The sequence below is a fragment of the Gardnerella sp. KA00127 genome (assembly GCF_049244125.1).
GTDB lineage: Bacteria > Actinomycetota > Actinomycetes > Actinomycetales > Bifidobacteriaceae > Bifidobacterium > Bifidobacterium swidsinskii.
The window spans coordinates 716,262-737,529 of the sequence record NZ_CP058377.1 but is presented as its reverse complement, the minus strand read 5'-3'; the positions used below and the strand labels follow the sequence as shown (position 1 = coordinate 737,529).

16 protein-coding genes, 1 tRNA gene and 4 pseudogenes are annotated in these 21,268 nt (G+C 40.7%); 3 read left to right on the top strand and 18 right to left on the bottom strand.

Annotated features, from left to right (window positions below):
- Positions 1-67: 67 nt before the first annotated feature.
- From HXT48_RS02850 to HXT48_RS02835, 4 genes and pseudogenes are all read right to left on the bottom strand, one after another.
- Positions 68-1,306: pseudogene (locus HXT48_RS02850) on the bottom strand (Na+/H+ antiporter NhaA); the annotation flags it as partial.
- A gap of 179 nt (positions 1,307-1,485) precedes the next feature.
- Positions 1,486-1,559 (bottom strand) — tRNA-Arg (locus HXT48_RS02845).
- A 153-nt stretch (positions 1,560-1,712) separates the two neighbouring features.
- Positions 1,713-2,387 (bottom strand): ATP-dependent Clp protease proteolytic subunit, encoded by a 675-nt coding sequence (locus HXT48_RS02840; RefSeq protein WP_004106323.1) that lies wholly within the window; start codon positions 2,385-2,387, stop codon positions 1,713-1,715.
- A 2-nt stretch (positions 2,388-2,389) separates the two neighbouring features.
- Positions 2,390-3,001 carry an ATP-dependent Clp protease proteolytic subunit gene (locus HXT48_RS02835; RefSeq protein ID WP_012914239.1) on the bottom strand — a complete coding sequence of 204 codons (612 nt, stop codon included), beginning with the start codon at positions 2,999-3,001 and terminating at the stop codon, positions 2,390-2,392.
- A 214-nt stretch (positions 3,002-3,215) separates the two neighbouring features.
- On the opposite strand from HXT48_RS02835, the gene HXT48_RS02830 reads away from it, so the two are divergent.
- Positions 3,216-3,788, top strand: a complete 573-nt coding sequence (locus HXT48_RS02830) for a hypothetical protein (RefSeq protein WP_421793169.1) — start codon at positions 3,216-3,218, stop codon at positions 3,786-3,788.
- On the opposite strand, the gene HXT48_RS02825 is transcribed toward HXT48_RS02830, so the two are convergent.
- Positions 3,703-3,912, bottom strand: coding sequence for a helix-turn-helix domain-containing protein (locus HXT48_RS02825; protein ID WP_415685169.1), 210 nt, complete (start codon positions 3,910-3,912; stop codon positions 3,703-3,705). The two genes, HXT48_RS02830 and HXT48_RS02825, sit on opposite strands and share 86 nt — an antisense overlap.
- Entirely contained in the window at positions 3,909-4,331 is a 423-nt protein-coding gene (locus HXT48_RS02820) for a sigma-70 family RNA polymerase sigma factor (RefSeq protein WP_000804885.1), read from the bottom strand. Before HXT48_RS02820 ends, HXT48_RS02825 begins: the two co-directional genes overlap by 4 nt.
- Before the next feature lie 503 nt (positions 4,332-4,834).
- On the opposite strand from HXT48_RS02820, the gene HXT48_RS02815 reads away from it, so the two are divergent.
- On the top strand, positions 4,835-5,188 hold the full coding sequence (locus tag HXT48_RS02815) for a helix-turn-helix transcriptional regulator (RefSeq protein ID WP_001227347.1): 354 nt from the start codon (positions 4,835-4,837) through the stop codon (positions 5,186-5,188).
- Positions 5,189-5,247: 59 nt separating this feature from the next.
- Here the strand turns inward: HXT48_RS02815 and HXT48_RS02810 are convergent.
- The 12 genes and pseudogenes from HXT48_RS02810 to HXT48_RS02755 all read right to left on the bottom strand — a co-directional run bounded on the left by HXT48_RS02810 (position 5,248) and on the right by HXT48_RS02755 (position 20,178).
- Positions 5,248-5,414, bottom strand: a pseudogene (locus HXT48_RS02810) (cysteine-rich KTR domain-containing protein).
- A gap of 118 nt (positions 5,415-5,532) precedes the next feature.
- Positions 5,533-7,452, bottom strand: a complete 1,920-nt coding sequence (gene tet(M) / locus HXT48_RS02805; RefSeq protein ID WP_000691736.1) for a tetracycline resistance ribosomal protection protein Tet(M) — start codon at positions 7,450-7,452, stop codon at positions 5,533-5,535.
- A 15-nt stretch (positions 7,453-7,467) separates the two neighbouring features.
- Positions 7,468-7,515 (bottom strand): annotated as a pseudogene (locus HXT48_RS02800) (hypothetical protein); the annotation flags it as partial.
- A 313-nt stretch (positions 7,516-7,828) separates the two neighbouring features.
- Positions 7,829-8,764: a conjugal transfer protein gene (locus tag HXT48_RS02795; protein WP_001224320.1), complete on the bottom strand. Its 936-nt coding sequence runs from the start codon at positions 8,762-8,764 to the stop codon at positions 7,829-7,831.
- Positions 8,761-9,528, bottom strand: a pseudogene (locus tag HXT48_RS02790) (lysozyme family protein); the annotation flags it as partial. The gene HXT48_RS02795 and the pseudogene HXT48_RS02790, both read right to left, overlap by 4 nt.
- A 382-nt stretch (positions 9,529-9,910) precedes the next feature.
- Positions 9,911-11,305 carry a chloride channel protein gene (locus HXT48_RS02785; protein WP_415685168.1) on the bottom strand — a complete coding sequence of 465 codons (1,395 nt, stop codon included), beginning with the start codon at positions 11,303-11,305 and terminating at the stop codon, positions 9,911-9,913.
- 146 nt (positions 11,306-11,451) lie between these two features.
- Complete coding sequence (gene tig, locus HXT48_RS02780; protein WP_004106328.1) at positions 11,452-12,801, bottom strand: trigger factor; 1,350 nt, start codon at positions 12,799-12,801, stop codon at positions 11,452-11,454.
- A 53-nt stretch (positions 12,802-12,854) separates the two neighbouring features.
- On the bottom strand, positions 12,855-14,285 hold the full coding sequence (locus tag HXT48_RS02775; protein ID WP_076002909.1) for an HRDC domain-containing protein: 1,431 nt from the start codon (positions 14,283-14,285) through the stop codon (positions 12,855-12,857).
- 203 nt (positions 14,286-14,488) lie between these two features.
- Positions 14,489-14,836 (bottom strand): hypothetical protein, encoded by a 348-nt coding sequence (locus HXT48_RS02770; protein ID WP_155760807.1) that lies wholly within the window; start codon positions 14,834-14,836, stop codon positions 14,489-14,491.
- A 144-nt stretch (positions 14,837-14,980) separates the two neighbouring features.
- Entirely contained in the window at positions 14,981-15,862 is an 882-nt protein-coding gene (gene pflA, locus HXT48_RS02765; protein WP_016635604.1) for a pyruvate formate-lyase-activating protein, read from the bottom strand.
- 110 nt (positions 15,863-15,972) lie between these two features.
- Complete coding sequence (gene pflB / locus HXT48_RS02760) at positions 15,973-18,348, bottom strand: formate C-acetyltransferase (RefSeq protein WP_076002910.1); 2,376 nt, start codon at positions 18,346-18,348, stop codon at positions 15,973-15,975.
- A gap of 117 nt (positions 18,349-18,465) precedes the next feature.
- Complete coding sequence (locus HXT48_RS02755) at positions 18,466-20,178, bottom strand: NAD+ synthase (RefSeq protein WP_004108689.1); 1,713 nt, start codon at positions 20,176-20,178, stop codon at positions 18,466-18,468.
- Between the two features lie 221 nt (positions 20,179-20,399).
- Between HXT48_RS02755 and HXT48_RS02750 the strand changes: the two genes are divergently transcribed.
- Positions 20,400-21,233, top strand: a complete 834-nt coding sequence (locus tag HXT48_RS02750) for a MetQ/NlpA family ABC transporter substrate-binding protein (protein WP_004106340.1) — start codon at positions 20,400-20,402, stop codon at positions 21,231-21,233.
- Positions 21,234-21,268: the final 35 nt, after the last annotated feature.

Below are 21,268 nucleotides of genomic sequence, written 5' to 3'. Positions count from 1 at the left end.
CTCCTAGAAATTTACTTTCAAATATGTTGAAAATAATAATTAAAAACTATTCTTCAACCTCATCTAATTCTTCTTCCATATGCTTTGCTTGCATAGAAAGTAAGAAGCCAGAAACTCCTGCAGCAACAATAGAAGCAACAAGAACGCCAAAACGTGCTTCAGCAGACAAATCTGCGTCAGAATACGCAAGAGAAGCAATAAGAAGAGAAACAGTGAAACCAATTCCACACGCACATGCTGTAGGCATTAAGTCTACTACGCGAAGACCATCAGGAACTTTCAAACCTAGAACACGCTTTGATATCCAAGCAGTTACCATAATTCCAACAGGTTTACCAATAACAAGAGCAATAGTGATAGCAATCAAAATTGGCGAGAAGAACAACTCCCAAGTCAATGTTTCAAAATGCACTCCTGTAGCGAAAAGAGCGAAAATTGGAAGAGCCAGTAGCGCAGAAACAGGCTGAATTTTTTCGCGATAGCGTTCAGCACGAAGCGTTTTTTCGCCATGAACTAAATGCGCAGGAGTTAGCAAACCAACCATCACTCCAGCTAAAGTTGGATGCACGCCAGCTTCATACATCATAACCCAAGCCATAATTCCTACTATTGCAACCAACGGCCATGGGACGCGCTTCAAACGCACTAAAGTAGTCCAAATCAAACCGCAAGCAATTACTCCAGCAAACCAATACCACGCGTTAAGAGATGAGAAGAACACAGCAATAAGTGCTATTCCAAGCAAATCGTCTACTGTAGCAAGAGTCATAAGAAATGCACGCAAAGCGTGTGGCAAAGTTTTTGCAAATAAAGCAAGAACAGCAAGAGAGAAAGCTATATCTGTTGCCGTAGGTATTGCCCACCCGTCACGAACCATATCAAGCGAAGGTAAAGCACCAGAAGTAAGACGCATAATCTCCTGCCCGGCATGCAATTCAGAAAATACAGTTACTGTAGCAACAAACAGTAAAGGAGGCACAATCATTCCGCCAACAGCACAAATCATTGGCATTGCAGCTGCTCGAGGATCAGAAAGCGAACCAGCAATAAGTTCGTGTTTTAAATCTAAGCCAACTGACAGGAAGAAAATAGTGAGCACGCCGTCTTGCACCCAGTGACCAATTGACATGTGTATATTCGTCCACGGAATGCCTACATGAGTATGCGATACGGCTTCAAATATTGGCGCGGTTAAAGGAATGTTTGCAAGCAATAGGCCGGTAAGAGCAAAACCAAGCATAATTAATCCAGAAATTCGCTCATTATTTGCAATATTGCAAGCTATTCTCCAACTGCGTCGTATCATATTGTAAATATTTCCTCCACTAAATGCATTTATAGCGTTTATACGTTTATATAACGTTTATAACGTTTTATAGTGCAAAATATGTGATTCGCACTTTTAAGTATAACCGAGAGGCATAAACCGAGCGAGTTGCATACGAATTAAAAAAAACGCGGAGCAAAAGCTTCGCGTTTTGTTTGTGCGCCAGACAGGATTCGAACCTGCAACCTTCTGATCCGTAGTCAGATGCTCTAATCCGTTGGGCTACTGGCGCATGTTTCCAGCCTCAAGAACCATGTCCTTGTTTCCGGCAACTTGACTAATATACAACCATCCGCACTAAAACACAAACCCCGGCGTGTCGACCGGGGTTTGTTGTTAAGGAATGCAAGAATTGATAAATTCTCGCTAAGTTGTAAAGATTGAATTATGCTCTGCGCTCAAGCACTTCGTCAACCATTCCATAAGCTTTAGCTTCTGGAGCAGTCAAAATAGTATCCACTTCAATATCTTTACGGATGCGCTCAATATCTTGACCAGTATGCTTTGCAAGAGTTGATTCTAACCAAGAACGCAAACGCAACATTTCCTTAGCTTGAAGCTCAATTTCAGTAGCTTTACCAAAATCTTGACCCATTGCAGGCTGATGAATAAGCACACGCGCATTCGGCAAAATCATGCGTTTACCAGCAGCTCCAGCAGCAAGAATAATAGCAGCAGCAGAAGCAGCCTGACCTAAGCAAACAGTTTGAACATCTGGATTAATGTATTGCATTGTGTCATAAATCGCAGTCATAGCAGTCATCGAACCGCCAGGTGAATTAATGTACATCATCACATCGCGATCAGAATCCATGCTTTCTAAAACAAGCAACTGAGCCATAATGTCGTCAGCAGAAGTGTCATCTACTTGCACACCCATGAAAATAATGCGATCTTCAAACAGCTTAGTGTAAGGATCTTGCGTTTTCATGCCGTATGGAGTTTGCTCGCCAAATTGAGGCAACACGTAACGATTAGTAATGCGCTGGGCAGAAGTGACACCGCCAAAACCAGCTAAACGCTCAGCACGCGCAACAAACTTTGCTTCTTCACTTGCCATAATTACTCCTCACCGCGCATAGAAGCAGGAGTGGTCACAATCTTATCTACGAAACCATACTCCAAAGCTTGCTGAGCTGTAAACCAGTGATCATATTCGTTATCTCGGTAAATCTCCTCTACCGTATGACCAGTCTGCTTTGCAGTCAATTCAGAAAGCGTTTTTTTCATATCCATAATAAGCTCTGCGTTAATTCGCACATCCGTAGCAGTGCCACCGACACCGCCAGAAGGTTGATGCATAAGCACACGAGCATGTGAGGTAATATAACGCTTACCAGGAGTGCCAGAACTAAGCAAGAACTGGCCCATAGATGCAGCCATTCCAACAGCAATAGTCGCAACATCCGGCTCAATTAATTGCATAGTATCGTAAATTGCCATACCAGCAGTAATTGAACCTCCAGGCGAATTAATATACAACCAAATATCCTTCTTAGGATCTTCCGCAGCAAGCATTAACATTTGCGCGCAAATAACATTAGCATTCTCATCTTTTACTTCAGATCCCAACCAAATAATTCGATCTTTTAGCAACCGATTAAAAATAGGATCAGTTGATGTAGGTGCTTCAGCCTGTTCCATCACGGGAGAAGCTGTAAAAAGTTCAGTCACTATATCTCCTTGCTACCACGTAATTATTTCTACACTACATTGTGCGCATGACCGCATAGAAAATATTGCGAATATGATTTGATTTGAATGTTTTACACCAAATTTCTAAAATTTTATTTATATTAACAGATGTAATTTTTACTTATTACCTCACGTTAGTATGCATTATTGAGTATATTTTTATTGGATCATCAATTCATTATAAGGAGTAATTATGGATCCTAACCAATTGCCAGACAACAACTACTCGCCTGCTCCGATGCCAAATAACGAGTATCCAAATAATGGTTACCAAAATAATACATACCCTAATAATGTAAATCCAAACAATGGGTACCAAAATAATACATACCCAAATAATGTAAATTCAAATAATGGGTACCAAAACAATGGTTATGGAAACAATGTGTACCAGAACAATAATTACCCTAATAATGTAAATCCAAACAATGGTTATCAACCAAACATATATCAAAATAATCAACAACCAGTAAATAACTACCCAGCAAACGCTTATCCAAATCCAACAAATACAATTGCTCATAAGTCAAAATACATTTGGCTTATTACTGTCATAGTTGTAGCAATAGTTGCAGTAGGTGGATACGTAATTCTTAAACCGCATTACAATTGCTCTGCACTAAGAAGCGCAAATATTGAAGAATATGTACACTGCCATCCAGAAAAAATTGAAAAAGCAACTAGTGCATTAGCCAGTAACGGCTCACCATTCCACGTAAGACTTCATCAACGACCATACTTTGATTGCCATATTCATCTTTCATAAGTCGTAGGGAACGCTTCGTTATGTACCCTCTGTAATGATGTAGAATCTGGTTAATCGCTTCGGTATCGCCATCTGTTGCCTTTACAATGAGAGGAAAGGGAATCATAGGATATTGTGTTTTCATTCTTCAAATTCCTCCATAAACTTTTTAATTAAGGCTAGTCCACTGGTTCTATGCCGATAGACAGTAGAACGGTTCAATTTCAACAGGTCTGCAATTTCTGAATCGCTCATGTCCATAAAGTAAAACAGCAGTAGAATTTCACGTTTCTTGTCTGGCAACTCACGTAATGCTTCACTCAACAAATCATTTTCAACGCCTACTGATAACCCATTGAGTGTAAAAATCTGAAAGTCAGTTGAATAGTTATCTGTTGTCGCAAACTGGCTAACAAGATAATCGCCAACATCCGAAAAGGACACCTCACGCTTTGCAATCCTTGAAAGATAAAGCATATAATTCTTTCGCTCGTCTTCCATAGCACGTTTACAGATATAGTCAAACTGATTTTCTATTGTGGTCTGAAAAGAAGATGGTTTCATGTTTCTCACCCCCTTTCTGTCTAGGAAAGGAAGTGAGCCTTGCTCGTTTATCTCCTTTCACTCTTAGTCCCAATGTGAAAGGGGGATTTGTTGCATTACTGATAAATAAACTTTGTAAAAAAGTTCTGAATAGCCAAAAAAGCATATAAACAGATTTATTTCTCTGTTTACATGCTTCTGTTATTCTATCTATATGATTTATAAAACCACATTGGTGGACGTACTTATCTATTGCAGATAGACGACTTTTTTTGACAAGAACCCAATGTAAGGAAATTTATTGTATATGATGTACTTCATGGCGACGTTGACCTCCAACAAACCGCCATTTGGAAGTAATATACAATATTTTAACAGCGTAAATAGCACTACCATATAACGGTTTTTTTATTGGCGTTTAGTAGTGCTTTTTATTAAATATAAACCTATAAACCATATAACACGTTTTTCTATACCTGTTTTTAATTCAGTAGGAACAATAAAATGTATAGAGGTGGTCTACTATGCGTAAAAAAGAAGATAAATATGATTTTAGAGCCTTTGGTTTAGCCATTAAAGAAGCTCGATTGAAACGAGGTTTAACTCGTGAACAAGTGGGAGCATTGATTGAAATTGACCCACGGTACTTAACTAATATTGAAAATAAAGGGCAACACCCCAGCATACAAGTTCTTTATGACCTTGTATCGTTACTTCATGTTTCCGTTGATGAATTTTTCTTACCTGCTAATAACTTGGTAAAAAGCACCCGACGATTACAGATAGAGAAATACATGGATAGCTTTACAGACAAAGAACTATCCTTAATGGAATCTTTAGCCAGCGGTATCAACGAAGCAAGAAACATCGAAGACTAATTAAAAGAATCCATACATAACGGAAAGAGCCGATAAAATGAGATTGTATTAATCTCATTTTATCGGCTCTGCGTCTTTGCGTCTGGCTCTGTAATCACAGTTACTTTGAACTGCTTTATTTCAATTAAATTTTCTTGTCTGCATTTCGGACAATAGAGGGGGAATTTTTTAATTCAGTATCTTCCCTTATCTTTAATCGTGTTTTATTTCCACATACAGGACACAATATCCACTTGTAGTTTATAATAACTATCTCCTCCTTTACACTTTAATTCAAATCTTTATTAAAAAATATTTCATCTTATTTAACAAGAAACCATATTTATATAACAACATAAAATACACTAAGTTATTTTATTGAACATATATCGTACTTTATCTATCCGACTATTTGGACGACGGGGCTGGCAAACAGGTTCACCGGTAGTAACATGGTACCCTTTTAACTCTGTTAAACAAACACTACGTCCATTTGTAAAGAAAGTTAAATCACTACGATATTCTTGAATACACCGAGCAGGGATTTCTCCACTAAGAATGACCTCATTATTTTTCAATTGAGTGTCTACGATGTTCGCACAATATTTAGGAGCATCGTTGTATGCTCGTGAAAGATATTCCTGTGGCGCATAAATTTTAAAACTAAGATATGGCTCTAACAATTCTGTTCCAGCTTTTTTTAAGACTTGTTCCAATACAATAGGAGCAAGCATCCGAAAATCTGCTGGGGTACTAACAGGGCTATAGTATAAGCCATACTTAAAACAGATTTTACAGTCCGTCACATTCCAACCATATAATCCTTGTTCGCAACCATAGCGTATCCCTTCCATAACTGCATTTTGAAATGATTGATTTAAGTATCCAAGAGAAACCGAGCTCTCATACTGCATTCCACTTCCCAACGGAAGCGGTGATACAGATAAACCAATGGAAGCCCAGAAAGGATTTGGCGGCACTTCGATGTGAATGGTATATTCTGCATTTTTTAACGGTCTCTCCATATAAATGACTGTAGGCTCTTTTAGTTCTATCTCCACATGATACTTTTCTTGCAACAGTGCACTAATCACTTCCATTTGTACTTTCCCTAAGAAAGAAAGTATAATTTCATGTGTCGTAGAATCCACGTAATATCGTAGAAGCGGATCACTATCTGAGATTTCCAAAAGGGCATCAAGCAACATTTCTCTCTGTTCAGGTTTACTCGGTTCAACAGTTGTTTGTAGTAGAGGGTGCGGATTTTCAATCTTTTTTCTCTGTGGCAATAGTTTTGTATCTCCAAGAACACTATTTAACTTCAAAAACTCATTTTGCAAAATAACAATTTCTCCAGAATAAGCTCTATCAATCTTACATAATTCACCATTTATTGAAGTATACATTTCTGTAACTTTTATTTTTTCTTTTTCTGATACTCTAACCGAATCTCGTAAATGTAGTACTCCACTATAAAGGCGTATATATGCAAGACGTTGTCTTTTTTTTGTATATTCAATTTTGAAAACATTTCCGCAAAGTTCAGACGGACCTCGATGTGTTGATGAATAAAATTTATTAGTAATAACTTCTATAAGGTTATCAATCCCTATATTACTTTTTGCACTTCCATGATAAAGAGGGAACAGAGAACAATTCTGAAATCTTATGCTTTCCTCTTGTTCGAGTTCCAATGCTTCTAATGATTTACCGGACATATATTTCTCTAAAAGGTCATCGTTTCCCTCTATTACCGTATCCCATTGTTCAGATTCGGTAAAGTTCGTCACACACATATTAGGATACAGTTCTACCTTCTGTTTGATTACAATTTCGGCAGAAAGTTTCTCTTTAATATCCTGATAAACCGTTGATAAATCAATTCCATTTTGGTCAATCTTATTGATAAAAAAGATTGTGGGAATCCCCATTTTCCTAAGTGCATGAAATAATATACGAGTTTGTGCTTGTACGCCATCTTTTGCAGAAATCAGTAGAATTGCCCCATCTAAAACTGATAATGAACGATATACTTCTGCTAAGAAATCCATATGTCCTGGCGTGTCTATGATGTTCACCTTCGTATTTTCCCACTGAAAAGAGGTTATTCCTGTCTGAATTGTAATTCCTCTCTGACGTTCTAAAAGCGTATTATCCGTCCTCGTTGTACCTTTGTCCACGCTTCCTAATTCTGTAATCGCTCCACTGTTATATAATAAGCTTTCTGTTAAGGTAGTTTTTCCTGCATCAACATGAGCTAAAACTCCAATATTAATAATTTTCATGTGATTTTCCTCCATTCAAAAACCCAAAAGGGCATAAAAATCCCAGTGATAAATACTTTTATCACTGGGATTTTTATGCATAACCATAGGTATACAAAGCATACAGATATTCTCTGGATACTTTAGAATCACATGATAAAGGTATTCTTAAACTGGGTACAAAAAACTAAGCCCTCCTAAAAAAGGACATCCAATTATTTGTTCCCACTATCAAATTGACAGTTTATTTAAGAATACCTTGCCGCATATTTATTAACTCCTTTTAAATAGATACTTAAATAATAGCACGTAAGAGCATATTTGTAAAGGAATCTCCAATTTTTTATCAAAGAGAGTACGTGATTACAAAATAGCTGTAATAATGTACCAATATTTGTTATTCTATAATCTTCCAATTACTCCCGTTCTTTTCAAGTACCAAATCAAATTGAGATACCTGCGTTGCTTTGGTCTGCTGGTCGATATACTCCACTGTCAGCGATACCGTGACTTGATTATCCTTACGATTGTGAATAGGATTTACCAGTTCTTGAAAGATGTACTCTTTTCCGATTGGTTTTAATATCCCGTCATTCACATAGTAGGAAAGTTCACTGGCTGTCGCTGTAGGATAGAGCTTGAAGAACGTCGTTAAAAACTCATTGATTTCATTGGTTGTAATGGAATCAACCGTCCCCTCACTTTCAATGGCTTTTGGTTTATAACTTGATTTCTTAGGTATGTTGGTAATGGTCGGATTCTTAACCAGTACCATATTTCCAGAACCATCTACATAGACACTCACTATATAAGCAGAGTGGACGGTCTTTGTATTTTCTCCCTCTGTAATGAGCTGGTCTACACTGTAGGTTACATTAAACTCATTGTCGCCAGTTGGCTCTACCGTCCATATCTGAAATCCTCTTACAGAAGACGATACAGGAATATCTTTGCGTACTGTATCAACATTGAGAGCTTGAAGTTCATCTGTCAGATAGCCTTTTAGACTTTCCATTCGATTATCAATGGACTTATCGGATTGCTCCCATGAATAGTAGACTTTCGCAAAGTTCTCTACAAAATTTTCTACATGATGAGTATCAACGTATTCCTTTTCTATGATAGTTGTTTCGTGAATAGTATGAGTATCTATAGCTGTAAAGTGCTTGAATATCGCAAAGCTGAAACTAAGCCCTAAAAGTACCCACAAGGCAATCACAACCTTTTTATGAGGATTGACCTTATAGTAGACACGAGGTTTCTTTTCCTTTGGTATCTGTTTTTCTTTATTCTGATTTTTTCTAAATTTCATCATTAAATCTTCCTTTCTCATTGTTTGATTCGTCCTGCTCCCACTAAATGCTGTTGCCAGTAGGGGCTTGTTAAGTCGGCATAACCGATTGGGTCGCCTGCATGAAACATACGGTTATTGCCAAGGTATATCCCAACATGAGTAATATAAGAGCCAGCGTTATAGGTAGAATGAAAGAAAACCAAATCGCCAGCTTGTGCTTCCGATAGTGGGATATGCTGGGTCACATCATATTGCTGTTGTGCGGTTCGTGGTAAGTTAATTCCAGCTTTTCCATACGTCCATTGTGTCAGTCCGCTACAATCAAAAGAAGTAGTCGGGGAAGCTCCACCGTAAACGTATCGCCAGCCCTCATATTTCAGTGCTTCGTCCATGATGGCTTGTACCGTATCATCATCAAACTCTGTTGTGACAAGATACTGCGTTACCAGTTGCACATAAAACATATTGCCATAGTTGTATCGCCAGCCCCCATTGATAGGTATGGCTATGGGATTGGGGTAAGACACTTTTTCGCCACCTGAATACTCTTTTGAGAAACTTTGAGCCAGTTCAAAGGTATATTTATTTCCACGATTAGCCACATACCCTAAGAAACCACCACCATAATTGTAGGACTGGATAACCGATTCTAAATCTACACTGAGCCTTTCGCTACTGGCTAATAATTCACTGAAATACTTCACACCTTGCTTAATGGATTCTTCTGTACTCAATGAATTAGGTGGAAGACCGAGGGATTCCGAGGACTGCATAACATCTTCCGCAGTACCGCCCGATTCAACGTAACGTTTGATGCTAAAGGCGATCAGCTCAATATAAACGCAAAGTCAAAAAAACACCTATCTGATTGGGAAATTACAGAATTAAGGAATGGAATACAATCGTACGGCGATAGCTTATCGAGCATGATGTCACAATCAGCGAAGGATGAAATGAAAGAAAAAATTATTGCACCAGTACGAGTGCATTTCATCTTCTCAAACGATGATGGAACTTTTATAACAGATAAAGAATTCAGTTATAATAATTAATTAAAAAATAACTAAAATAATCAACATAACTAAAAAATATTTACTTACAATAAATGCGCCTTTGCTAATACTGAACTAGCATAGGCGCATTTATTTTGCACATATTGTATTTTCCATACTAAAAATTCAAACATTATTTGCGCATAAAAATTTTTGGTATTATCGCTATGCTTCTAGATACAGCACAAGAAACAGCCATCGGAATAATCATAATCATAGGCACATTCACTAATTGCGCTACCAAAAAAAGCGCAAACCACAATGACTTTCGGCTTGCAGTTAGCAGACTTGCAGCGCCAAAAATAGCAGCTATTATCAATAATTTTGGCTGACTTGATAACATGCTACCAACAAACGGAATGTTCATACTTATAAAACCTACGATTAGCCCTACGCAAGCTCCAGACGACATACTCGGCTGAAGCACACCACCACTTGCTCCAGCTCGAAGAGTGCAACTTGTTAAAATTATTTTTGCAACAAATAGTAGAAGCAAAGTTACCAAAGAGTTTTTGTCAATTGCAATACTTGTTGCAATGTTATATGCGTATTGTGCTAAAGCTCGACCGTTGCCCATAATTGCTGGATTCCACGATGCAACTAATCCCGTTACTAAGCCCATTAGCGGCAAAAAATATAAGATTTGGTAATTGTGAGCACACTTAGAGCGAGCCCAATGAATCATCTTATGGAAAAGAGTGCCAACAATACCGCAAGCAATGCCAACTATAATTGCAAGTAGCAACACAGTCGCGTTGACAATATGGATGTCATCAAGACTTGGCAAACAATAGTAAGGTTCATCCCCAAGCACAAAAATAGTAGTCAATGATGCAATTTCACTTATAAATAACGCAATAGCAAAAATACTAAATTTTTGTATAAGCCAATACCATTTCAAACGCTTTAAAGAAGATTTCGATTCGTTAGAAAAACGTGGAATTGCAACCAAACCTAGTGCCATAATCGCACCCGCTATTGGAGTACGATAAACTCCAGCTAAACCAGCACCAGCAGCACTTGCAACCAAAACGCGAGCTTGAAATTCACTGACTCGAATAAAGCGGAGTAACTTCTGAGTAAGCATTGCAGCTAATTCTCGAGGCGCAACTTCCCTACCTAAACTTGCGCCAGAAGCAACTATAAAAATTTGTAAACATACATGGATAATCGTCGTATTAAATGGCATCGATTGGCCACTAACAGCATGAGCTATATCGACAATATGATTAGAAGATTTTGTCCATAACCACATCCAAATAATTGCAGCAACAGACATCACAATTAATACAACAGCAACGTAGTGGAATATTGGCAATCCAACTGGCGAAGGTTTAAGAGCGGATTCTGAAAATCCGAACATTACGTTTTGCACAGCATGTAGTAACAGAGTTAATAATATTGCACCAACCCCAGCCATAACTGCAACAAAAAAAGCAATAAGACTTAATCGTAAACATGTAAAAACATAGTTCAAACACTTACCAGGTTTTTTACTGCCTACTATTTGCAAATTGCGTTTTTCCATTAGCAGCAGCCTTCCTTATGTATTTGTTTTTAATTTTATTTGTTTTTCCCTTATTTAAAGTATAACAACAACACAAAAACCCAGAGCAAAAGCCCTGGGTTTTAGCAAATATGAGAAAGTATAAACTTTCTCTTGTTTAAAAAATACTACTTAGAAAGTTCGTCAGCAACTTCTGCAGCAGCAGAAGCAGCCTTCACGCTTTCGTCTTCGTCATCATCCTCAGACAAGAATGCACTCAAGTCAAGAGCTTCTCCGCCGGAAACGAACTTTACAGCACGCATACCAGCAAGCAAGCCCTTAGAACGAGCAACTTCCTGCACAGCAGAACCAAGCTGACCGTTATTAACGATTGCGTTAATGAACTGGTTTGGATCCATGCCGTACTGCTGAGCAACGGAAACCAAGAAGTTGGTGACGTCAGCCTGGGAAACAGTCACATCCATCTGTTCAGCCAAAGCGTCAAGAACCATCTGGTCGCGAAGTTCCTTCTCAGCAGCCTGCTGAGCTTCGTCCTTCTGCTTCTTGGTAGCTTTTTCAGGATCAGGGGTCATGCCCTTCAAATGCTCTGAAACAGCCTTGTCCAAAACGCCCTTTGGCACAGGAATTTCAACTTCTTCCTGAAGCTTAACAAGGAATGCGTCACGGGCATTAGTTGCCTGACGACCTTCAGCAGCCTGCTCGCAAGCCTTGCGAATATCTGCCTTCAATTCCTTCAAAGTATCAAACTCGGAAGCTTCCTGAGCAAAATCATCATCAAGCTCTGGCAATTCCTGAGTCTTTACGGAATTAACCTTAACCTTGATCTGAGCCTTCTCGCCCTTGTGCTTGCCGGACTCGAGAGTACCTTCAAAGGTGGTTTCTTCACCGGCGGAAAGGCTATCCAAAGCCTCATCCAAACCGTCGAGCAACACACCGGAACCGATTTCGTAGCTTACGCCCTCTTGTGCATCAACTACTTCGTCATCGATACGAGCTTCCAAATCAATGTTAGTGTAATCACCCTTAGCTGCAGGACGGTCAACACCAACCAAAGTAGCAAAACGCTGACGGAGGCTTTCTAAGCGCTCCTTGACATCCTTGTCGGAAACCTTTGGCTTCTCAACTTCAATCTCAACGCCCTTGAACTTGTTCAACTTGAAATCTGGACGACGCTCAACTGTTGCTACAAACTTAAGACTTGCATCTGCATCAGTCGACGTTGGAACTTCCTGAACGTCAAATTCTGGCTGATCCATTGGGCGGATCTTCTTTTCTTCCAAAGCCTTGGAATAAAGCTCTGGTACAGCGGAATTTACGGCTTCGCCAGCAACAGCTGCGAAACCGACGCGCTGATCTACAATCTTGCCTGGCACATGTCCCTTACGGAAACCTGGCACGTTAATTTGCTTAGCAATCTCCTTACGAGCTTCTTCCAAGAATGGTTTGAAGTCTTCGAGATCTGCGGTAATGGTGAGCTTAACCTTAGTTGGCTCAAGATTCCTGACGCTGATTTTCACGCTTGCGCTCCTGAAATTACGTTTTTTCTAGCTTCTGCCGTATGGCACAACCGTTACATGATAGCGCGAGTTACGGACTCAGCTACCAATCGGGTTTGCCATTCGCGAGCGCCATGCTCACTTAGGAATGTTTTAACATCAATATCTTGCGCATCATCATGCCAGCAAAGATTACGAATAATCTGTGGTTTGATAATAATTTCTGCAGGAGTATGAGTGTATTCAGAAATTTGATTTAACTCAGCTTTTACTCTTTGTAAACGCTCGTAACGCTTAGGATGATGTTCTCTCCAATATTTCATAGATCTAGGAGCACTTTGGGAATCTTGCATATCCTGTAAATACTGCGAATCTGATGAATCATGGCAATCCTGACAATCGTTAGAACCTTGTGACTCGTCAGTATCTGTTGATTTAAGTACGCTCGTTTTACGAGATTCGCGCGAATTAAGTTGAATAGCTCCATTCGGTAATACTGGATGCACATCATCCATGGCTGTTTCACCAGATTTAGCGCGCAAAATAGCATTCTCTATAACGTTTTTCCAAATAGATGGTTTAATTTTGCGCTGAATTGGAGCGTAACGCTCGAACATTTTGTCTTGCTCACTGCCAGTGTGCACTCGCACTCGCTCATTCAAAGAACGAATAGCACGAAACGCGCGCGCATTACTAGGTTTACGCTTACCAGCTTCAATAATCGCAGCGTCAGAAAGTAGCAGAGTTGGCGCAATATCATATTCACGCGCTAAAGCATCTCGCTTTTGCCACAATGCTTTCGCAATAACTAAACCAACACGATCGTGCATAAGCACACTTATATGCGATATTTTAAGCCATGGACGCGGATGCGGAGCTTTCTTTTGTGCACCCTTACTAAGTAAGTGTTTAAATTCTTCTTCCGCCCAAGAAAGTTTACCTTGCTTTTTTAGCTCACCGCGCATTACTTCTTCTAATTCGATTAACAATTCAACATCTAAAGCTGCGTAATTTCGCCAATCCCTAGGAAGTGGGCGGTAAGACCAATCCGCTGCAGAATGTTCTTTTGCGAGCGTCAAACCCAAATAATATTCAGTTACAGAGCTTAAACCAAAGCGCTTTCTACCAAGTAATTTAGCCGCAATCTCGGTATCAAATAAAGCACGCGGGCGCAAACCAATATCAAAAAATCCTGGCAAATCTTGCATCGAATCGTGGATAATCCAAGGCGCATCTCCTACTGCCTTGTTAAATTCGTTCCAATCAGCTCCAAGTTTTGTAAGTTCTATTGGATCCAGTAACCCTATTCCTGCACCTTTGCGTTTAAACTGAATCAGCCAATCTTCATGACCATATCTAAAACCGGAAGCTCGCTCGGCATCTGCAGCTAAGGGACCAGAGCCTGCTGCCAACAAGCTGCAATAATCTTTATATGCTTCAAGCGTATCAATGACTTCTGGAACTCCTTCTCTCGGCTCTTTTAAAAGCTTTGGTTCCTCGTTCAAGTACGCCTCCCGATTTGCATGCTTTAGCCAAATTCTTACGTTTTTTGCAACTTATTCTGTACTTTTTGCAAAATATCCGTAAAAAATATTTAAGCCGTGTTATAGATTATGCATCTTTAACACGGCTTCAACTTTCGCACACAACTGCGACTAATCAAAAATAAGTAATCAATTAAATAATCAATCTGTTTTATTGTTTGATCTTATTGAGTTATGCTCTTAACAAGCTTGGTTTTAAGGAATCTAGTAAGAGTAAATGCGACTGCCGAAACTAAAACTGTTGGAATAACGTAGATAGTATGTAAACCTAAATCTCTTATTGGGAAAGTGGCAAGTTCTGTAGCAATGGTTATAGCAATAGATATTATTGGCACTTCAATAAGAAGTTTCTTATCGAAAGCCGCAACGATATTTATCGGCAACAAAATTATCGGCAAAACAATTAAAATAATAAGCGCTGTGCCAAAGCCAAACTGATCGTTACACCGTGCAAAAATAGCTAACGCTAATGCAAAAGCTAATGCAATCCAACAACCTATTCTGCGCTTCATTGCGTATCCTTTCTCTAAAAAGGGTGTTTGTGTAATTATACAAAATCCTTTAAAAAAAAACAATACAATACGCAAAACTCGACTAGATTACAATTACATCGTTAATGCAATATAAACGCAGCCTAAATGCAGCCTAAACACAATCTAGTACACAACAAAACCGTGATCTTTGAACTGGTTTACAACTCGCTCTTTTAGTGCCCTAGAAGGTCCTTTTTGATTCTCAAGCGGGTACGGTATTCGAAGCTCATGCCACTTTGGACGGCCTAGTTGATGGAATCCAAGCACGTCAATATGCTCAACAGCATCCCCAAACGAATCGCAAATCTCGGCAACTTTTTCAACATTTTCTTCGCTGTCTGTCAAACCTGGAACGAGCACAAAACGCACCCAAATCTTCTTACCAGCCTTCGCTAATCGCTGACCAAAGTCAATAGTTGGTTGAAGCAAGCCGCCAGTTACTTTTTTATACGTTTCTTCAGTTCCGGATTTAACGTCTAGCAAGCAAAGATCGATGTCGTCAATCATTTCGTCTGTATAATTGCGATTCAAAAAGCCGGAAGTATCCAAGCAAGTATGCACGCCCATTTCTTTTGCAGCACGAAATACGCGAGATACAAAAGCTGGTTGCATCATTGACTCTCCGCCAGAAAATGTTATTCCGCCGCCTGTTGCTTTAAAAAGACTTTGATAACGGTCAACTTTTTTAATCATTGCATCTAAATAAACTGGCTTGCCGTCGCGCATTTTCCAAGTATCAGGATTCTGGCAATACTGGCAGCGCAGCGGGCAACCGCTCATAAACACTGTCATACGAGTTCCAGGTCCATCAACAGAAGTGTTAATATCCCACGAATGCACAAATCCAATATCGCCAGTTTTAAGAGCTACCAAGCGATCTTTACGATCCAGCCCAATTGGCGACTCAAATCCAGAAAGACCACCCATTAAAGTTTGGCGAGCATACTCTTTTGACTCCTTCAACATATGCTGAGTTGTAGTACGAAACGCTGTGTTTTCAGCCATCTAACTGCCCTCCAAACTATTTATAAATAAATAATAAATAATATACGCAATTAACAAAAGCCGGGAGCGAAACTAGCCTCGCTCCCGGCGGTATTTACCAATCGACCAAATCAGTCAGTAACTGAACCCTGGTGGAATGTACGAGAAATAACGTCGAGCTGCTGCTCCTTAGTGAGCTTCACGAAGTTCACTGCGTAGCCGGAAACTCGAACCGTCAAATGCGGATACTTTTCTGGGTGCTCAACAGCATCTTCAAGCTGTTCCTTACGCAACACGTTGATGTTTGCGTGGTACAAACCGTGACCGTTGCCAGCATCCAAAATGCCAACCAAGTTGCTGACGCGCTCGTCTTCGTCACGACCCAAACCATCAGGAGTAATGGTGTTCGTAAGCGAAATGCCGTCAAGAGCATCGTCGTAATCAATCTTTCCAACGGAGAACATAGAAGGAAGCATGCCGTGCGAATCCATGCCGTTTTCTGGGTTTGCGCCTGGAGCGTACGGAGTACCCTTCTTGTGACCGGATGGGAAGGAACCAGTGTTCTTGCCATACTCAACGTTAGAAGTAATAGTCAAAATGGACTGAGTTGGTACAGCATTACGGTACACAGGCAAACGCTTTACCTGACCCATAACAGTGCTCACAACCCACTTAGCTAAGTCGTCTGCACGATCGTCGTCGTTACCGTAAATTGGGAACTCGCCAACAGTCTTGTAGCCAACGATTAAGTCGTCGTCTCCACCCTCAATGTACTCGTACTCGTGGCCTTCAGCGGTCTTAGCATCCTTGTTGTAGATTGGGTAAACCTTTGCATACTTCAAAGCAGCCAAGGAATCTGCAGCAATAGACAAACCGGACATGCCGCAACCAAGCGTACGATAGACTTCCCTATCATGCAAAGCCATTTCGATGGACTCGTAAGCGTACTTATCGTGCATGTAGTGGATGATATTCAAAGCCTCAATATAGGTTTCGGAAAGCCATTCCAAAGCCTTCTCGTAGTTAGCCTTAACCTTCTCGTAGTCGAGAGTACCGTCAGCTTCTGGCTTGATTGGGTCAATAACACCCTTATCAATAACCTGCATACCGGTCATTTCATCGCGACCGCCGTTGATTGCGTAAAGCAAAGCTTTTGCAGAGTTCACGCGAGCAGCGAAGAACTGCATTTGCTTACCGACGCGCATTGGAGAAACGCAGCAAGCAATAGCAGCGTCGTCACCCCAGTGCTCACGAATGTCTTTATCGGACTCGTACTGGATTGCAGAAGTGTCGATAGAAATTCGTGCGCAGAAACGCTTATAAGCTTCTGGAAGCTTTGGATCCCAGAAAATAGTGATATTTGGCTCAGGACCAGGTCCCAAATGCTCAAGAGTCAAAGTGTTGAGCAAACGGAACGAAGTCTTGGTTACGAAAGTGCGACCATCCTCGCTGAAGCCTGCATCGGACCAAGTTGCCCAGTAAGGATCACCAGAGAAGATTGCGTCGTAATCCTTGGTACGCAAGAAGCGCACAATACGAAGCTTCATAACAAGAGCATCAATAATTTCCTGAGCATCGGTTTCGTTAATTAAACCTGCCTTCAAATCGCGCTCAAAGTAGCAATCAAAGAATGCAGAAACGCGGCCAAAGCTCATTGCAGCGCCATCCTGGCTCTTAACAGAAGCAAGATAGCCCATGTAAGTCCACTGAACAGCTTCCTTAGCGGTCTTAGCTGGACGAGTCAAATCCAAACCGTACTCGTTACCCAAGTTAATAAGCTGCTTCAAAGCCTTAATCTGCTCGTCATGCTCTTCGCGGAAGCGAATCCAATGCTCAATTTCAGTCTCGGTAAAATCGTTACGGTATGGAATCGAATCCTTGTCGCGCTTCTTGAACTCAATAAGCATGTTCACGCCGTAAAGAGCCACACGACGATAATCGCCAATAATACGACCACGACCGTAAGCATCTGGCAAACCGGTCAAAATCTTGTTGTGGCGAGCAATCTTAATATTCTTGGTGTAAACGCCAAATACACCATCGTTATGAGTCTTGCGGTAGACGGTGAAGATCTTCTTGATTTGAGGATCTACTTCCTTGCCAGCTTCTTTAATAGCTTGCTCAACCATGCGCCAACCGCCGTTTGGCATCATAGCGCGCTTGCAAGGCTCATCAGTTTGCAAACCGACGATTACGTTATCTACTTCTGGGCTTTCAATGTAGCCTGCTGGCATTGCGTCAATGCCTGCTGGGATATGAGTTTCAACATCATAAACACGACGTTCACGTTCAACAGCCAAGTAGTTGTCGTCGAGATACTTCCACATGTGCTTCGTTTTTTCAGTGGCATTTGCCAAGAAGCTTTCGTCACCTTCGTATGGCGTATAGTTCTTTAATATAAAGTCGCGTACGTCAATGTCTTTTTTCCAATTGCCGTCAGTAAAACCATTCCACGCTTCGGTACGAAGATCCTCTTCACTGAGAACTGGCGCATCAACTGATGTCATGTTTAGACTCCTTTTGTACCCGCAACGCATCTTCACGCTGCCTTAATAACAATGTTAGAGCATAAGTAAACGCATACACGAGTAGTTTTGCAAAAAATCTAGTGAAATATATCACATTTATTCACGAAAAGCTGTGGTAACAGGCATTCTGCGATCCCTGCCAAAAGCAATAGCACTTACTTTTGGTCCAAGCGGATACTGCCTGCGCTTCCATTCTGCGCGATCAACTAAACGCATAACCGTGTCAACAGTATGCTCGTCAAAACCATCTTCAAGCAAATCCGCTCTACCATGAGCAAGCTCAATATGAGCCTCTAAAACACGATCAAGCAAATCGTACTCAGGTAAAGAATCAGAATCCTTTTGCCCTGGACGCAACTCTGCACTCGGAGGCTTAATAATAGAATTAACCGGAATAAGCACACCATCTTGCGGAGCTTTCGCTTTCGTAACTTCTGTTTGCTCAGAATCCTCATATCCAACAATTGGCAGCATACCAATGCCTACTCCAGCATTCGCAGCGCGATTCCTCCAACGAGAAAGTGCCCAAACGCGCGTCTTAAACAAATCCTTAATAGGAGCATACCCTCCTACCGCATCGCCATAGATAGTAGAATATCCGCAAGCAAGCTCCGATTTATTACCAGTTGCGAGCGCCAAAACACCGCGCGAATTCGAGTAAGCCATTACGATTACGCCACGAACGCGAGCTTGCAAGTTTTCTGCTGCAACACCTTCTAATGAAAGTTGCGATTGGAAAGCTTTAAAAAGCGGTTCAATTGGTTGCACATCATAGTGAGCGCCAATTCGCTCTGCTAAATCGCGCGCATCGTCTTTAGAACCGTCCGAAGAGTACATGCTTGGCATAGAAATGCCATACACATTTGCTCCACCGCAAGCATCGGCAGCCATAGTAGCTACTAAAGCAGAATCAATTCCTCCAGAAAGTCCTAAGCACACACCCTTAAAACCATTCTTACGCATGTAATCTCTAAGACCTACAACACACGCACAATACACTTCTTCGTCTGCGTCAAGTTTTGGAGCAATGCTTGAAACTTTCTGCTTTTTCAGCGAGTTATCAAAATCAACAAACGACAAATCTTCATCAAACATTGCCGAGCGTTCAAGTAAAGTTCCGTCAGCATCAACAACAAAACTTCCACCGTCAAAAACCAAATCATCTTGGCCGCCGACTTGGTTCACATATACGACTGGCGCATTGACTTCAACAGCGCGCTTTTGAGCCAAACTCAAGCGCACATGAGTTTTACCTTCCTCATATGGAGAACCGTTCATAGTTATTAGCGCATCGATACCAAGTTTTGCCAAACGCGCAACAGGACCGCCGTCTTGCCAAATATCTTCGCAAATAGCAAAACCTAGACGCATTCCATCTACTTCCAGCAGCTCACACTTATTGCCAGAAGAGAAAATACGAAACTCGTCAAAAACACCATAATTTGGCAAGAAATGCTTGTCGTATTGCAACACAGATTTACCTTCATGCAATACGAGAAGCCTGTTTCGAGGCTTTCCAGCAGACTCGTCAAAGCCAACAGTTCCAACTACTACGTAAAGCTCCCCCAAGCCTTCTTCCGCAAGTTTTGTTGCAAGCAAGTCTGCAGCTTTTTGTGCAGTTGTGCGGAACGTGGCACGCAAGGCGAGGTCTTCAATAGGATACCCAGTCAAAGTCATCTCAGGAAACACAACCATGCGAGCACCCGACTGCTTTGCGCGCGCAGCATACTTCAAAACTTTTTCAACGTTGCTATCAATGTTCCCAACGCAGGTATCTATCTGCGCTAACGCCAATCGCAAAAAACTCATACATTACAGTCTAGTAGATAGCTTCATTGCAAGTAAGCGACGTGTTGAAAAACTTATTTTTTCTCTTTCCACACTGCAAGTATGCGAATTATTAACACGTCATAAATAATACTAATAAGCAAAGTGTAGAATTATTGATTTTTCTCGCCTATATTGATAATTCGTTACTCGCGAAGGGGATTTAACTTTAAACGAATTTCACCGAACAAGGAGCAGGAAATATGCGAAAAATTAAAGTTATTGCATCAATTACAGCACTGGCAGCATTAGCGACTTTCACTTTAAGTGGCTGCGGTAGCTCAAAAGCAGGCGCAAAGGATGACAAGACCATTACTGTTGCAGCTTCACCTACCCCGCATTCTGAAATCTTAAATAAAGTTGTAAAGCCAATCTTGCAAAAAGAAGGCTACAAGCTAGTAGTAAAGGAATTTACTGACTACGTGCAGCCAAATACAGCTACTGAAGAAGGCGAAGTTGACGCAAACTACTATCAGCATTTGCCTTATCTTGACAACTTTAATAAGGAAAAGGGAACTCACCTTGTTTCAGTAGGTGGAATTCATTTTGAACCATTTGGATTGTATCCAGGAAAAACCAAGACGATTAAAGCATTAGCAAACGGAGCAACTGTTGCAGTTCCAAATGATCCTACTAATGAGGCTCGCGCATTGCTTCTTTTGCAAGATGCCGGATTGATTAAGTTGAAGAATCCAAAGGATATTAACGCTACTACAAAAGATATTACTGAGAATCCTAAGAATTTGAAGTTTAAAGAACTTGAAGCGGCAACAGTTCCTACTGCCATTAAGGATGTGGATCTTGCTGCCATGAACGGCAATTACGCTATTCAAGCTGGTTTTAACCCAACTAAAGACCCACTTACTTCAGAAAAAGTTGGAGGCATTGCGGCTAAAACTTATGAAAATATTATTGTAGTAAAGAAGGGCTCTGAAAAGTTTGCAAAAATCAAAGCCTTACTCAAAGCTTTGAAGACAAGCGAAGTGCGCGACTATATTACTAAAACTTACAAAGGCGCTGTGCTCCCTGTTTTCTAAAAAATACTCACAATGTAGCCACCTAATGCCGCATG

Bases quoted from the DNA above. Each gene is read 5' to 3' on its own strand.
- HXT48_RS02750 (WP_004106340.1), top strand. From the start codon at position 20,400: ATGCGAAAAATTAAAGTTATTGCATCAATTACAGCACTGGCAGCATTA.
- HXT48_RS02755 (WP_004108689.1), bottom strand. From the start codon at position 20,178: ATGAGTTTTTTGCGATTGGCGTTAGCGCAGATAGATACCTGCGTTGGG.
- HXT48_RS02795 (WP_001224320.1), bottom strand. From the start codon at position 8,764: ATGAGAAAGGAAGATTTAATGATGAAATTTAGAAAAAATCAGAATAAA.
- pflA (WP_016635604.1), bottom strand. From the start codon at position 15,862: ATGGCTGAAAACACAGCGTTTCGTACTACAACTCAGCATATGTTGAAG.
- pflB (WP_076002910.1), bottom strand. From the start codon at position 18,348: ATGACATCAGTTGATGCGCCAGTTCTCAGTGAAGAGGATCTTCGTACC.
- HXT48_RS02825 (WP_415685169.1), bottom strand. From the start codon at position 3,912: ATGAAAACACAATATCCTATGATTCCCTTTCCTCTCATTGTAAAGGCA.
- HXT48_RS02840 (WP_004106323.1), bottom strand. From the start codon at position 2,387: ATGGCAAGTGAAGAAGCAAAGTTTGTTGCGCGTGCTGAGCGTTTAGCT.
- HXT48_RS02815 (WP_001227347.1), top strand. From the start codon at position 4,835: ATGCGTAAAAAAGAAGATAAATATGATTTTAGAGCCTTTGGTTTAGCC.
- HXT48_RS02770 (WP_155760807.1), bottom strand. From the start codon at position 14,836: ATGAAGCGCAGAATAGGTTGTTGGATTGCATTAGCTTTTGCATTAGCG.
- HXT48_RS02785 (WP_415685168.1), bottom strand. From the start codon at position 11,305: ATGGAAAAACGCAATTTGCAAATAGTAGGCAGTAAAAAACCTGGTAAG.
- HXT48_RS02830 (WP_421793169.1), top strand. From the start codon at position 3,216: ATGGATCCTAACCAATTGCCAGACAACAACTACTCGCCTGCTCCGATG.
- HXT48_RS02820 (WP_000804885.1), bottom strand. From the start codon at position 4,331: ATGAAACCATCTTCTTTTCAGACCACAATAGAAAATCAGTTTGACTAT.